Below are 12,999 nucleotides of genomic sequence, written 5' to 3'. Positions count from 1 at the left end.
GCGCGGAGGATAGGGGCGCGGGCGAAGGAGCGGGGACCGTCCCTCACAGGCGGCGGAGCAGGTCCGGGAGCGCGGTGCCGATGGGGTCCCGGATCACCTCGTCGGCCAGCGCGTCGTACGGCGTCGGCTCGCCGTTGACGATGATCAGCCGGGCCCCCTCCTCCGCCGCCGTCCCGGCCAGCGACGCCGCGGGCTGCACCTGCAGGCTCGTGCCCACCGCCAGGAAGACGTCCGCGGCCCGTGCCACCGCCACCGCCTCGGCCAGCACCTCCGTGTCGAGGGCCTGCCCGAACATCACCGTGGCCGACTTCAGGATGCCGCCGCACAGCTCGCACGCCGGATCCGGCTCGCCCGCCGCCACCCGGGCCAGCGCGTCCGCCATGGGTCCGCGCACCCCGCACGCCGTGCACAGCACCGTCCGGGAACTCCCGTGCAGCTCCAGCACCTTGCGACCGGGGAGCCCGGCGGCCTGGTGCAGCCCGTCGGTGTTCTGGGTGAGGACGCGCACCGGAGTGCCGGTCCGCTCCAGCTCGGCCACGGCCCGGTGCGCGGCGTTCGGCCGGGCCCGCCACGCGGGCGACTCCAGCCGCATCCGCCAGGAGCGCCGGCGGATCTCCGGGTCGGCCATGTACGGCCCGTATGTCACCAGCTTCTCCGCCTCCGGATCCCGCCGCCACAGGCCCTGCGGACCGCGGTAGTCGGGGATTCCCGAGTCGGTGGAGATGCCTGCGCCGCTGAGAATCGCCACCAGGGGCATCGCGAGGGACATGGCGCCAGGGTAGGACAGCCGGTCCGGGGCGGCCCCGGGCGGCCCGGGACGGCCATAATGAGCGCATGATCGACGATGCGCTGATGGCGGCGGCGGAGCAGGCGGTGCGGGACGCGGCGGCCGCGGAGGTCATGCCGCGCTGGCGGCGGCTCGCCGAGGACGAGGTCACGGCCAAGAGCGGGCCGCACGATCTGGTCACCGTCGCGGACCAGCGCGCCGAGGCGTACCTCGGCGCGGAGCTGACCGCGCTGCTGCCGGGCTCGGTGGTGGTCGGCGAGGAGGGCGTGCACGCGCGGCCCGCCGGCTATGCCGCGCTCAGCGGCGACGCACCCGTCTGGATCATCGACCCGGTCGACGGCACCCGCCAGTTCGTACGCGGCGAGGAGGGCTTCGCCACCATGGTCGCGCTCGCCCACCACGGCGAGACGCTGGCGGCCTGGGTGTACGCGCCCGCGCAGGGGCCGAAGGGGCGGATGGCGACGGCCCGCCGCCGGGGCGGCGCGCTGCTCGACGGGGAGGCGCTGGCGGCCGGGTCGCCGGCGCCCGGCGCCGTGCTGGAGGTGGCCGTCTCGCACCCCGACTTCACCGACCCGGCCCAGGAGGAGGCGCTGCGCGGGCTGCGTACGGAAGGGGTGCGGACCCGCCCGACCGGCTCGGCGGGACTGGAGTACCTGGCCGTGGCGAGCGGCGCGCTGGACGCCGTCGCCTACACCTGGGAGGCCGCCTGGGACCACGCGGCCGGGCTGCTGCTCGTCGCGGAGGCGGGCGGCGCCTCCTGCACGCTGGCCGGGGAGCCGTTCCGCCTCGCGGGCGGCAACGCGCTGCCCCTGACCGCGGCACGGGACGCGCGCACGGCGCGGCGTATGGTGGGGCTGCTGCGCGACGGCAACTGACCATGCCACGCAGGGCGCAGGGGTGAGGGGAGCCGAGAGTGCGAACCATCCGGGACGCGGTCGTCGTCGGAGCCGGACCCAACGGGCTGACGGCGGCCGTCGAACTCGCCCGCCGCGGCATGTCCGTCGAACTGTTCGAGGCGGCGGAGACGGTGGGGGGCGGGGCCCGTACCGAGGCGCTGACCCTGCCCGGCTTCCGGCACGACACCTGCTCCGCCGTGCACCCCACGGGCGCGGGCTCGCCCGCCTTCCGCGCCATGCCGCTGGACCGGTACGGGCTTCAGTGGCTGCACCCCGAACTCCCCCTGGCGCACCCCTTCCCGGACGGCTCGGCGGCGGTGCTCGCACACTCCGTCGGCGAGACCGCCGCCTCGCTCGGGGTGCGGGACGCGGGCGCGTACCGCCGCCTCGTCGAGCCGTTCACCGGCCGCTGGGATGAGCTGGCCGCCGACTTCCTCGGCTTCGGCTCGCTGTGCGACGGACGGCTGCCGCGCAGCCCGGTGCTGCTGGCCCGGTTCGGCCTGAACGGGCTGCTGCCGGTCACCTGGCAGGGCAGGCTCCGGTTCCGCGGTGAGAAGGCGCGGGCGCTGCTCGCCGGGCTCTCCGGGCACGTCATCGCCTCGGTGCGCAACCCCTTCATGACCGCGCCAGGACTCGTCTTCGCGCTCGCCGCGCACGCCCACGGCTGGCCCCTGCCGCGCGGCGGCTCGCAGGCGATCTCGGACGCGCTCGCCGGCTATCTGCGCGCCCTCGGCGGCACGGTCCACACCGGCGTCGAGGTCAGGCGGCTGGACGAGCTGCCGCCGGCGCGCGCGTACGTGTTCGACACGTCGCCGACGGCGCTCGCCCGGATCGCGGGCCTGGGCAGCGCCTACGACGGCGTCCGCTACGGCGCCAGCGTCTTCAAGGTCGACTACGCCCTGGACGGCCCCGTCCCCTGGACCGCGCCCCAGGCCCGCCGCGCCGGGACCGTGCACGTCGGACCCGCCCTCGGCGACATCGACACCGCGCTGCACACCGCCACCACCCTGGGACGCGCACCGGACCGGCCCTTCCTGATCACCGCCCAGCCCAGCCTGGTCGACCCCTCCCGCGCCCCCGAGGGCAAACACGTGTTCTGGGCGTACGGCCATGTCCCGAACGGCTGGGAGGGCGACGCCACCGACGCCGTCGAGCGCCAGCTCGAACGCTTCGCGCCCGGCTTCCGGGACCGGGTGCTGGCCCGCGCCGTCGCCGGGCCGCCGCAGCTCGCCGCGCGCAACGCCAACTACGTGGGCGGCGACATCGCCTGCGGCTCCGCCGCCGGGCTGCGGCTGCTGATCCGCCCCAAGCTGACCCGCGTCCCGTACACCACGGCGCACCCCGCCGTCTTCCTGTGCTCCTCGGCGGCCCCGCCGGGTCCGGGAGTGCACGGCATGGCGGGCCACCACGCGGCGCGGGCGGTGTGGCGGCGGCTTCGCGAGCGCCCGTGACGCGGGTGCTCCTGACGGCGCCCGTGACAGCGGATAGGGTCACATCGGCGCGACTGCCTGTTCGAACGCAGAGAGACCCAGGGGCAGACATATGACGACGACGGCGCGAGTGCTGATCGCGGCCGACAAGTTCAAGGGATCGCTGACGGCCGTCGAGGTCGCCGAACGCGTCACGGCCGGGATCCTGGCGGTCCGCGCCGACGCGGTGGTGGAGTCCGTGCCGGTCGCGGACGGCGGCGACGGCACGGTGGACGCCGCCGTGGCCGCGGGCTTCACCCGGCACGAGGCGGAGGTGACCGGGCCGCTGGGCGCCCCCGTGACGGCCGCGTACGCCCTCCGGGACGGCACGGCCGTCGTGGAGATGGCCGAGGCGGCGGGGCTCAGACATCTGCCGCCGAAGGTCTTCGCACCGCTGACGGCGACGACCTACGGCGTCGGCGAACTGCTCCTGGCCGCGGTGGACGCGGGAGCCCGGCACATCGTCCTCGGCGTCGGCGGCTCCGCGTCCACGGACGGCGGCGCGGGCATGCTCGCCGCGCTCGGCGCCCGGCTGCTGGACGAGGACGGCGACCCGGTCCCGCACGGCGGCGGCCCGCTGCGCGAGCTGGCCACCGCCGATCTGACCACGCTCGACCCGCGGCTGGCCGACGTCGCCGTGGTGCTGGCGAGCGACGTCGACAACCCGCTGACCGGCGCCAAGGGCGCCGCCGCCGTCTACGGCCCGCAGAAGGGCGCCGGCGAGACGGACGTGGAGGTCCTGGACGCGGCGCTGCGCCACTTCGCGGAGGTCCTCGGCGAGACGGAGCGCGCGGAGTCGCCCGGCGCGGGCGCCGCGGGCGGCCTCGGCTTCGGCGCGCTGGTCGCGCTGCGCGCCCGCTTCCGGCCCGGCATCGAGGTGCTGATGGAGGAGCTGGGCGTGGCGGACGCCATCGCCCGCGCGGACCTGGTGGTCACCGGCGAGGGGTCGCTGGACGAGCAGACGCTGCACGGGAAGGCGCCCGCGGGGGTCGCGGCGGCGGCCCGGAAGGCGGGCAAGACGGCGTTCGCCGTCTGCGGGCGGCTCTCGATCGGGAAGCGGGAGCTGAAGTCCGCGGGCATCGAGCGGGCGTACGCGCTGACGGACCTGGAGCCGGATGCCGATCGCTGCGTCGCCCAGGCGGGCCCCCTGCTGGAGCGCGCCGCGAAGCAGCTGGCCAAGGACTACCTGACGTAACCGCCCCGCCCTGGCGCCCCGAAAGGGGCGCGGGGAACTGCGCGCCAAGCCGCCGCGCGCCCGCGGGCTGCGAAGCACACACGGGGGCAGCCCGGTCTCAGATCCCTGGGACCGGGCTGCCCCCGTGGTGCGTGCCAGTCCGCGCGTGTTCTGTGGCTGGGCGCGCAGTTCCCCGCGCCCCTTCGGGGCGCCAGGGCGGGGCGGAGAGCACCGTGGCTCTGCGAAAACCTCAGCTCTGCGCTGTCGCCCGTGCTTCCCGCCGGTTGTCCCGGAAGGCGTGCACGCGCCGCGCCGTGGCGAACAGCGGAATCACCGCACCGAGCACCACCTGGAGCGCGCACCCGGTCTGCAGCAGCAGCTCGCCCCCCGGCACCCCGAAGGCCCAGGCCGCGAGCAGCCCCATGCTCAGCATGATCCAGGACAGCATGGCCACCGCCAGCCGCCCTCGCGGCTTGGGGTACTCCACCCGGCTCGCCATCAGCCAGGCGACGCCCACGATCGCCAGCACGGTCGGCAGGAACGGCAGCTCCAGCAGCACGATCGAGACGACCGTCAACGCCCCGAAGGGGCTGGGCATCCCCTGGAAGATGCCGTCCCGCAGGGTCACGCAGGAGAATCTCGCAAGCCGCAGCACCACCGCCAGCAGCACGATGATCGCGGCGGCGACCCCGACCCGCTGGTGCGCGTCGTTGGCCACCATGCCCCACACGACCACGAAGTACGCGGGCGCCAGCCCGAAGCTGATCAGGTCGGAGAGGTTGTCCAGCTCGGCGCCCATCGCCGAGCTGCGCAGCTTCCGCGCGACCAGCCCGTCGAACAGGTCGAAGACGGAGGCCATCAGCATCAGCACCACGGCGGTGGCGGCGCTGTGCCGGGCCATGCCGCCGTCCTCGCTGCCGGTCAGGTGCGGGATGAGCACCCCGGTCGTGGTGAAGTAGACGGCCATGAAGCCGCAGGTGGCGTTGCCCAGGGTGAGCGTGTCCGCTATTGAGAGCCGGGTGGACAGCGGCATCTCGTCCGCGTCGTCGTCCTCGCCGGACTCGGGGACCCAGGCGGCCTGGGTATCGGGATCAATCACGGTCAAGGCGTGTCACCCCCGCTGTCGTGGCCTGGCCGACCTCGACGGCGGCCTCGATCCCCTCGGGCAGATAGACGTCCACCCGCGAACCGAACCGGATCAGCCCGATCCGCTCGCCCTGCTCGACCTTGGCGCCCTGCTCGATGTACGGGACGATGCGCCGGGCCACCGTGCCCGCGATCTGCACCATCTCGATGTCGCCCAGTTCGGTGTCGAAGTGCCAGACGACGCGCTCGTTGTGCTCGCTCTCCTTGTTGAAGGCGGGCACGAAGCCGCCGGGCACATGCTCCACGGAGGCCACCGCGCCCGCGAGCGGGGCGCGGTTGACATGGACGTTCAGCGGGCTCATGAAGATGGCGATCCGGGTGCGGCCGTCCTGCCACGGCATGATGCTCTGCACCACGCCGTCCGCCGGGGAGATCACCCGGCCCCGGGAGATCTCGCGCTCCGGGTCGCGGAAGAACCACAGCGCGCCCGCCGCCAGCGCGGCAGCGGGCACCGCGACCGCCGCGGCCCGCCGCGAGCGGCGGGCGCGGACGAGGCTGACGGCCGCCGTGGCGAGCGCCGGCCAGAGCCAGGGGGAGGCGCCGCGCGCCAGCCGTACACCGCGGGGTGTGCCGCCGGCGGTGGAGCCGCTGAGGGTGCCGCTGGGTGCGGAGGACGGGATATGGGGCATGGATGACCTTCGTAGCGGAGGGTGCCGCGTAGGTTGACAAGGGGACGGCGGCCTTCCCGGGATGCTATCGGTTTCTGATGGCAACTGGGCAAGCCAGCGGGCCAGTCAGCGGCCGGAGCCCCTGTCCGGGGCGTGGTCCCGGCTCCCGGGAAAACGCCCCGAAAAGGACATTCGATCCTAGGAACGGTACTCCTCCAGCAGGCGTCGGCCCACGATCATTTTCTGAATCTCGGCGGTTCCTTCACCGATCAGCAGCATCGGCGCCTCCCGGTAGAGCCGCTCGATCTCGTATTCCTTGCTGAAACCGTACCCGCCGTGGATGCGAAAGGCGTCCTCCACGACCTCCTTGCAGTACTCGGAGGCGAGATATTTCGCCATGCCCGCCTCCAGGTCGTTGCGCTGCCCGGAGTCCTTCTTGCGCGCCGCGCCGACCATCAGGGCGTGTGCGGCCTCCACCTTCGTGGCCATCTCGGCGAGCTTGAACTGAATGGCCTGGTGCTGCGCGATCGGCTTTCCGAAGGTGTGCCGCTGCTGTGCGTAGTCGATTCCCAGCTCGAACGCACGCTGTGCGACGCCGCAGCCACGCGCCGCGACATTCACCCGGCCGACCTCGACGCCGTCCATCATCTGATAGAAGCCGCGCCCGGTCGCGCCGCCCAGCACCCGGTCGGCGGGCACCCGCAGCCCCTCCATGACGAGCTCGGTGGTGTCGACGCCCTTATATCCCATTTTGTCAATCTTGCCCGGAATCATAAGCCCCGGGCGTACCTGGCCGAAGCCTGGCTCTTTCTCGACCAGGAACGTCGTCATCGACCGATGCGGAGCAGAATCCTCCGGTTGCCCTTCATCCGTACGGCACAGCACCGCGACGAGGGTTGACGAGCCCCCGTTCGTCAGCCACATCTTCTGCCCGGTGAGGGCGAACGCGTCGCCGTCCCGCTCGCCCTTGGAGGTGATGGCCGACACGTCCGAGCCGAGCCCCGGCTCCGACATCGAGAAGGCGCCGCGGACCTCGCCGGTGGCCATCCTCGGCAGAAAGTGGTCCTTCTGCTCCTGGGTGCCGTGCTGCTTGATCATGTACGCAACGATGAAGTGGGTGTTGATGATGCCCGACACGCTCATCCAGCCGCGCGCGATCTCCTCCACGCACAGCGCGTAAGTGAGCAGCGATTCCCCGAGCCCGCCGTACTCCTCGGGAATCATCAGCCCGAAGACGCCCAGCTCCTTCAGGCCCTCCACGATCGCGGTCGGGTACTCGTCCCGGTGTTCCAGTTCCGTGGCGACCGGGAGTATCTCCTTGTCGACGAAACTCCGGACCGTGGCGAGAATGTCCCGCTGGACCTCCGTCAGGCCCTCGGTCTGCGCGAGACGCCCCATCTCACTCCCCCCTCTCGCGCGGCGCGGGCCGGCCCGGCTGCTCGCCGCCCCGCTCCTCGATGTACGCCTCGGTGGGCACCATCACCTTGCGCCGGAAGACGCACACGAGGGTGCCGTCCTGGTTGTGGCCCCGGGTCTCCACATGGACGACCCCGCGGTCGCTCTTCGACTTCGACGGGGTCTTGTCGAGCACGGTCGTCTCGCCGTAGATCGTGTCGCCGTGGAAGGTCGGCGCCACATGCCGCAGCGACTCGACCTCCAGGTTCGCGATGGCCTTGCCGGACACGTCCGGCACCGACATGCCGAGCAGCAGCGAGTACACATAGTTGCCGACCACCACGTTCCGGCCGAAGTCGGTGGTGGACTCCGCGTAGTTGGCGTCCAGATGGAGCGGGTGGTGGTTCATGGTCAGCAGGCAGAACAGATGGTCGTCGTACTCGGTGACCGTCTTGCCGGGCCAGTGCCGGTAGGTCTCGCCGACGGTGAACTCCTCGAAGGTGCGGCCGAACTGCATGGTCATGCCTCCGGAGGGGTGAACGCCGAGGTGCGGGCCAGCCCAGCGGCGCGGCCCTTGCCCGCCACGACCAGGGCCATCTTGCGGCTGGCCTCGTCGATCATCTCGTCGCCGAGCATCGCCGAGCCCTTCTTGCCGCCCTCCTCGGAGGTGTAGTACGCGTACGCGTCGAGGATCAGCTCGGCGTGGTCGTAGTCCTCCTGGGACGGCGCGAAGACCTCGTTGGCCGCCTCGACCTGGCCCGGGTGCAGCACCCACTTGCCGTCGAAGCCGAGCGCCGCGGCCCGGGAGGCGACCTCGCGGAAGCCGTCCACGTTCTTGATCTGGAGGTAGGGGCCGTCGATCGCCTGGAGGTCGTTGGCGCGGGCCGCCATCAGGATCTTCATCAGGATGTAGTGGTACGCGTCGGCCGGGTAGCCCGGCGGCTGCTCGCCCACCACCAGCGACCGCATATTGATGGACGCCATGAAGTCCGCGGGCCCGAAGATGATCGTCTCGGTGCGGGGGGACGCGGCGGCGATCTCGTTCACGTTCTCCAGCCCGCGCGCGTTCTCGATCTGCGCCTCGATGCCGATCCCGCCGACCTCGAAGCCCATGGTCTTCTCGATCTGGGTGAGCAGCAGGTCCAGCGCGACGATCTGGTCGGCTGTCTGCACCTTCGGCAGCATCACGCAGTCCAGGTTCGGGCCCGCGCCCTCCACGACCGTCACCACATCGCGGTACGTCCACTCGGTGGTCCAGTCGTTGACCCGCACCACGCGCGTCTTGCCGCTCCAGTCGCCCTCGTTGAGGAACTTCACGACGGTGTGCCGCGCCTCCGGCTTCGCCAGCGGCGCGCAGGCGTCCTCCAGGTCCAGGAAGACCTGGTCGGCGGCCAGTCCCTGGGCCTTCTCCAGGAAGCGCGGGTTGCTGCCCGGCACCGCCAGGCAGGAGCGGCGCGGGCGGAGTGCGCGCTGCCGGTTGACCTCGGTCATAGGGAGACCTCCAGGGGGTCGGGCTGGTCCAGCGGGTCGAGACGGCCGGCTGTCCGGATCTCTTCGACGATACGGCCGATGATCTCCGTGATGCCGAAGTCCTTCGGGGTGAAGACCGCGGCGACGCCGGCCTCCCGCAGGGCGCGGGCGTCCGCGGTCGGGATGATGCCGCCCACGATGACGGGCAGGTCCGCGGCGCCCGCCAGGCGCAGCCGGTCCAGCACATCCGGCACGAGCTCGGCGTGTGAGCCGGAGAGGATGGACAGGCCGACGCAGTGCACGTCCTCCGCGACGGCCGCCGAGACGATCTCCTCGGGGGTGAGCCGGATCCCCTGGTAGACCACCTCGAAGCCGGCGTCGCGGGCGCGTACGGCGATCTGCTCGGCGCCGTTGCTGTGTCCGTCCAGCCCCGGCTTGCCGACCAGCAGCCGCAGCCTGCCGGTGCCCAGCTCGGCGGCCGTGCGGTCCACGGCGGCGCGTACGGCGGCCAGCGGCGAGCCCTCCTCGGCCGGAACGGCGACCGGCGCGCCGCCCACCCCGGTCGGCGCGCGGAACTCGCCGAACACCTCCCGCAGCGCCCCCGCCCACTCGCCGGTCGTCACGCCCGTACGGGCGCACTCCAGCGTGGCCTCCATCAGATTGGCGTCGGTGCCGGCGGCCTCCTTGAGCTGCCGCAGCGCCTGCGCGGCGCTCGGGTGCAGTCCCGGCTCGCGCGCCCCCTCCCGCCAGAACGGCGCGTCGCGCGTCTCGCGCCACTCCTGCACCGCTGTGACCACCGCGGTCTCGCCGGCCGGGTCCACGGTCATGATGGCCGTGTCCAGGTCGGCGGTGAGCGGGCTGGGCTCGGTGGACTCGTAGGCGTTCACACCCACGATGGTCTCCTCGCCCGACTCGATCCGGGAGCGGCGCTCCGCGTGCGAGGCGACGAGCTGCGACTTGAGGTAGCCGGACTCCACGGCCGCCATCGCCCCGCCCATCTCCTCGATCCGCGCCATCTCCGCCTCGGCCTCGCCGACCAGCGCGTCCACCTTCTTCTCGACCACGTGCGACCCGGCGAACAGGTCCTCGTACTCCAGCAGGTCGCTCTCGTGCGCCAGCACCTGCTGGATCCGCAGCGACCACTGCTGGTCCCAGGGGCGGGGCAGGCCGAGCGCCTCGTTCCAGGCCGGGAGCTGCACGGCGCGGGCGCGCGCGTCCTTGGACAGCGTCACGGCCAGCATCTCCAGCACGATGCGCTGGACGTTGTTCTCCGGCTGGGCCTCGGTCAGCCCGAGGGAATTGACCTGGACGCCGTACCGGAAGCGGCGCTGCTTGGGCTCGGTGATGCCGTAGCGCTCACCGGTGATCCGGTCCCAGATACGGGTGAAGGCCCGCATCTTGCACATCTCCTCGACGAACCGGACGCCGGCGTTGACGAAGAACGAGATCCGCGCGACGACGTCCCCGAACCGCTCCGGCGGCACCTGACCGCTGTCCCGCACCGCGTCCAGCACGGCGATCGCGGTGGACATCGCGTAGGCGATCTCCTGGACCGGGGTGGCCCCGGCCTCCTGGAGGTGGTAGCTGCAGATGTTGACGGGGTTCCACTTGGGGATGTGCGCGACGGTGTACGCGATCATGTCCGTCGTCAGCCGGAGGCTCGGGCCCGGCGGGAAGACATGGGTGCCGCGCGACAGATACTCCTTGACGATGTCGTTCTGCGTCGTCCCCTGGAGCTGGGAGACATCCGCGCCCTGCTCCTCGGCGACCACCTGGTAGAGCGCCAGGAGCCACATCGCGGTGGCGTTGATGGTCATCGAGGTGTTCATCCGGTCGAGCGGGATGCCGTCGAACAGCCGTCGCATGTCCCCCAGATGGGAGACCGGCACCCCGACCCGCCCCACCTCCCCGCGCGCGAGGACGTGGTCCGGGTCGTAGCCGGTCTGGGTCGGCAGGTCGAAGGCGACCGAGAGCCCCGTCTGGCCCTTGGCGAGGTTGCGGCGGTAGAGCTCGTTGGACGCCTCGGCCGTGGAGTGCCCGGCGTACGTCCGCATCAGCCAGGGCCGGTCCTTGGCCCCCATCACACGTCCCCGCTGTGCCCGCCGGCCCGCTCGCCTTCGGCATCGCGGCTGTGCCCGCCGGTCCGCTCGCCTTCGGCGTCGCGGAACAGGTTGATCGCGTCGGCGTGCCGCTCGCGGGTCTCCGGGTCGCGCACGCCGAGCCCCTCGCGGGGGGAGAGGGCGAGGACGCCGACCTTGCCCTGGTGCAGATTGCGGTGCACGTCGTAGGTGGCCTGACCGGTCTCCTCCAGGGGGTAGGTCTTGGAGAGGGTCGGATGGATCTTCCCCTTGGCGATCAGCCGGTTGGCCTCCCACGCCTCGCGGTAGTTGGCGAAGTGCGAGCCGACGATCCGCTTGAGCGACATCCACAGATAGCGGTTGTCGTAGGTGTGCTCGTAGCCGGAGGTGGAGGCGCAGGTGACGATGGTGCCGCCCTTGCGGGTGACGTAGACGGAGGCACCGAAGGTCTCCCGGCCGGGGTGCTCGAAGACGATGTCGACGTCCTCGCCGCCGGTCAGCTCGCGGATCCGCTTGCCGAACCGCTTCCACTCGCGGGGGTCCTGCTGGTGCCCGTCCTTCCAGAACCGGTACCCGTCGGCCTTCCGGTCGATGATCGCCGTAGCGCCCATCCGGCGGCAGATCTCGGCCTTGTCGGGGCTGGAGACGACGCAGACGGGGTTGGCGCCGCCGGCGAGGGCGAACTGGGTGGCGTACGAGCCGAGTCCGCCGCTGGCGCCCCAGATCAGCACGTTGTCGCCCTGCTTCATCCCGGCCCCGTTGCCGGAGACGAGCTGCCGGTAGGCGGTGGAGTTGACCAGTCCGGGCGCCGCGGCCTCCTCCCAGGTCAGATGGGCCGGCTTGGGCATCAGCTGGTTGGACTTGACCAGTGCGATCTCGGCGAGGCCGCCGAAGTTGGTCTCGAAGCCCCAGATGCGCTGCTCGGGGTCGAGCATCGTGTCGTTGTGCCCGTCGGCGGCCTCCAGCTCCACGGACAGGCAGTGCGCGACGACCTCGTCGCCGGGCTTCCAGGAGTTGACCCCGGCGCCGGTGCGCAGCACGACGCCGGCCAGGTCCGAGCCGATGATGTGGTACGGCAGGTCGTGCCGTGCGGCGAGCGGCGAGAGGCGCCCGTACCGCTCCAGGAACCCGAAGGTGGGCAGCGGCTCGAAGATCGAGGTCCACACGGAGTTGTAGTTGACGGAGGAGGCCATCACGGCCACCAGGGCCTCGCCGGGGCCGAGTTCGGGCACCGGCACCTCGTCGAGGTGCAGCGACTTGCGCGGATCCTTCTCCCGGGTCTCCTGGCCCTCGAACATGGCGGCCTCGTCCCTGTGGACGGTGACGGCGCGGTACGCCTCGGGGACGGGGAGGGCGGCGAAGTCCTCCGGTGGGGTGTCCGGCGCGAGGATCGCGTCGAGGATCTCGTTCACGGTGTGCCTCCGGCGAAGCGCGGTTGGGTATGAGGCAGTGCCGTCGGTTCGGCTGGTGCGTGGAGCGGGGTGGCGCCTGGTGTGTGCCCTGTGGCGGGTGTGCCGTGTGGCGGGTGTGCCTGTGACGCAGGCGTCCGGGTGCGCGGCGGGTGCGCGGGGACAGCGCCCGGACTGACCTCACGGTATGACACGCAGTGCCAGTCGACAAGACACCGGGTGCCATAAATTCTCAACTGGGCACATCGCGTCTCATGTGAGCGATGATCGATCAGGAGGGTGCCGGGGAGCGCCCCGGGACGAGATCAGAGGGGCAGCCCCTCACCGCCCGCGGAAGCCGCGCAGCGGAGAACGAGGGGCCCGCACGTCACCCCTTCGCCAGCGCCCGTTCGATCGTGGACATGATCTCCTCCAGCGGAGTGTCCGTCCGCGCCACGGTGACCAGGACCTCGCCCTTCCGCTCGGCCTCCGCCGCAGCGGACCGCGCGGGCCGGTTCGCGCCGAACCCGGTCCCGAACGTCCGCCGTACGATCGCGAAGGCGTGGTCGAGCTGGGCCTCCACGTCCC

Annotated in this window: 11 protein-coding genes and 1 pseudogene; 3 read left to right on the top strand and 9 right to left on the bottom strand. The window is 72.3% G+C overall.

What is annotated here, in order from left to right; genetic code table 11:
- Positions 1-43 precede the first annotated feature (43 nt).
- Positions 44-769 (bottom strand): SIR2 family NAD-dependent protein deacylase, encoded by a 726-nt coding sequence (locus G5C65_RS02565; protein WP_165296914.1) that lies wholly within the window; start codon positions 767-769, stop codon positions 44-46.
- A gap of 65 nt (positions 770-834) precedes the next feature.
- On the opposite strand from G5C65_RS02565, the gene G5C65_RS02560 reads away from it, so the two are divergent.
- The 3 genes from G5C65_RS02560 (at position 835) to G5C65_RS02550 (ending at position 4,347) form a co-directional block, all read left to right on the top strand.
- Complete coding sequence (locus G5C65_RS02560) at positions 835-1,662, top strand: inositol monophosphatase family protein (RefSeq protein ID WP_165296913.1); 828 nt, start codon at positions 835-837, stop codon at positions 1,660-1,662.
- 38 nt (positions 1,663-1,700) lie between these two features.
- Entirely contained in the window at positions 1,701-3,134 is a 1,434-nt protein-coding gene (locus G5C65_RS02555) for an FAD-dependent oxidoreductase (protein ID WP_165296912.1), read from the top strand.
- 91 nt (positions 3,135-3,225) lie between these two features.
- Positions 3,226-4,347 (top strand): glycerate kinase, encoded by a 1,122-nt coding sequence (locus G5C65_RS02550; RefSeq protein WP_206441155.1) that lies wholly within the window; start codon positions 3,226-3,228, stop codon positions 4,345-4,347.
- 229 nt (positions 4,348-4,576) lie between these two features.
- Here G5C65_RS02550 and pssA read toward each other — a convergent pair whose 3' ends face one another.
- The 8 genes and pseudogenes from pssA to G5C65_RS02510 all read right to left on the bottom strand — a co-directional run.
- Entirely contained in the window at positions 4,577-5,431 is an 855-nt protein-coding gene (gene pssA / locus G5C65_RS02545) for a CDP-diacylglycerol--serine O-phosphatidyltransferase (protein WP_165296911.1), read from the bottom strand.
- The gene (locus tag G5C65_RS02540) at positions 5,418-6,101 is read right to left on the bottom strand and encodes a phosphatidylserine decarboxylase (RefSeq protein ID WP_165296910.1); all 684 of its coding nucleotides are present in this window, start codon (positions 6,099-6,101) and stop codon (positions 5,418-5,420) included. Before G5C65_RS02540 ends, pssA begins: the two co-directional genes overlap by 14 nt.
- A 177-nt stretch (positions 6,102-6,278) precedes the next feature.
- On the bottom strand, positions 6,279-7,478 hold the full coding sequence (locus G5C65_RS02535) for an acyl-CoA dehydrogenase family protein (RefSeq protein WP_165296909.1): 1,200 nt from the start codon (positions 7,476-7,478) through the stop codon (positions 6,279-6,281).
- A 1-nt stretch (position 7,479) separates the two neighbouring features.
- On the bottom strand, positions 7,480-7,992 hold the full coding sequence (locus tag G5C65_RS02530; RefSeq protein WP_165296936.1) for a MaoC family dehydratase: 513 nt from the start codon (positions 7,990-7,992) through the stop codon (positions 7,480-7,482).
- A gap of 2 nt (positions 7,993-7,994) precedes the next feature.
- Entirely contained in the window at positions 7,995-8,966 is a 972-nt protein-coding gene (locus G5C65_RS02525; protein ID WP_165296908.1) for an HpcH/HpaI aldolase/citrate lyase family protein, read from the bottom strand.
- Entirely contained in the window at positions 8,963-11,026 is a 2,064-nt protein-coding gene (locus G5C65_RS02520) for a protein meaA (RefSeq protein ID WP_165296907.1), read from the bottom strand. Before G5C65_RS02520 ends, G5C65_RS02525 begins: the two co-directional genes overlap by 4 nt.
- The gene (gene ccrA, locus G5C65_RS02515) at positions 11,026-12,435 is read right to left on the bottom strand and encodes a crotonyl-CoA carboxylase/reductase (protein WP_165296906.1); all 1,410 of its coding nucleotides are present in this window, start codon (positions 12,433-12,435) and stop codon (positions 11,026-11,028) included. The genes G5C65_RS02520 and ccrA overlap by 1 nt, the downstream gene beginning before the upstream one ends.
- A gap of 364 nt (positions 12,436-12,799) precedes the next feature.
- A pseudogene (locus tag G5C65_RS02510) lies at positions 12,800-12,999 on the bottom strand (TetR family transcriptional regulator); the annotation flags it as partial.

Source organism: Streptomyces boncukensis, from assembly GCF_011045075.1.
GTDB lineage: Bacteria > Actinomycetota > Actinomycetes > Streptomycetales > Streptomycetaceae > Streptomyces > Streptomyces boncukensis.
The sequence above is the reverse complement of the archived record's forward strand: the minus strand, read 5'-3'. Positions and strand labels throughout refer to the sequence as shown.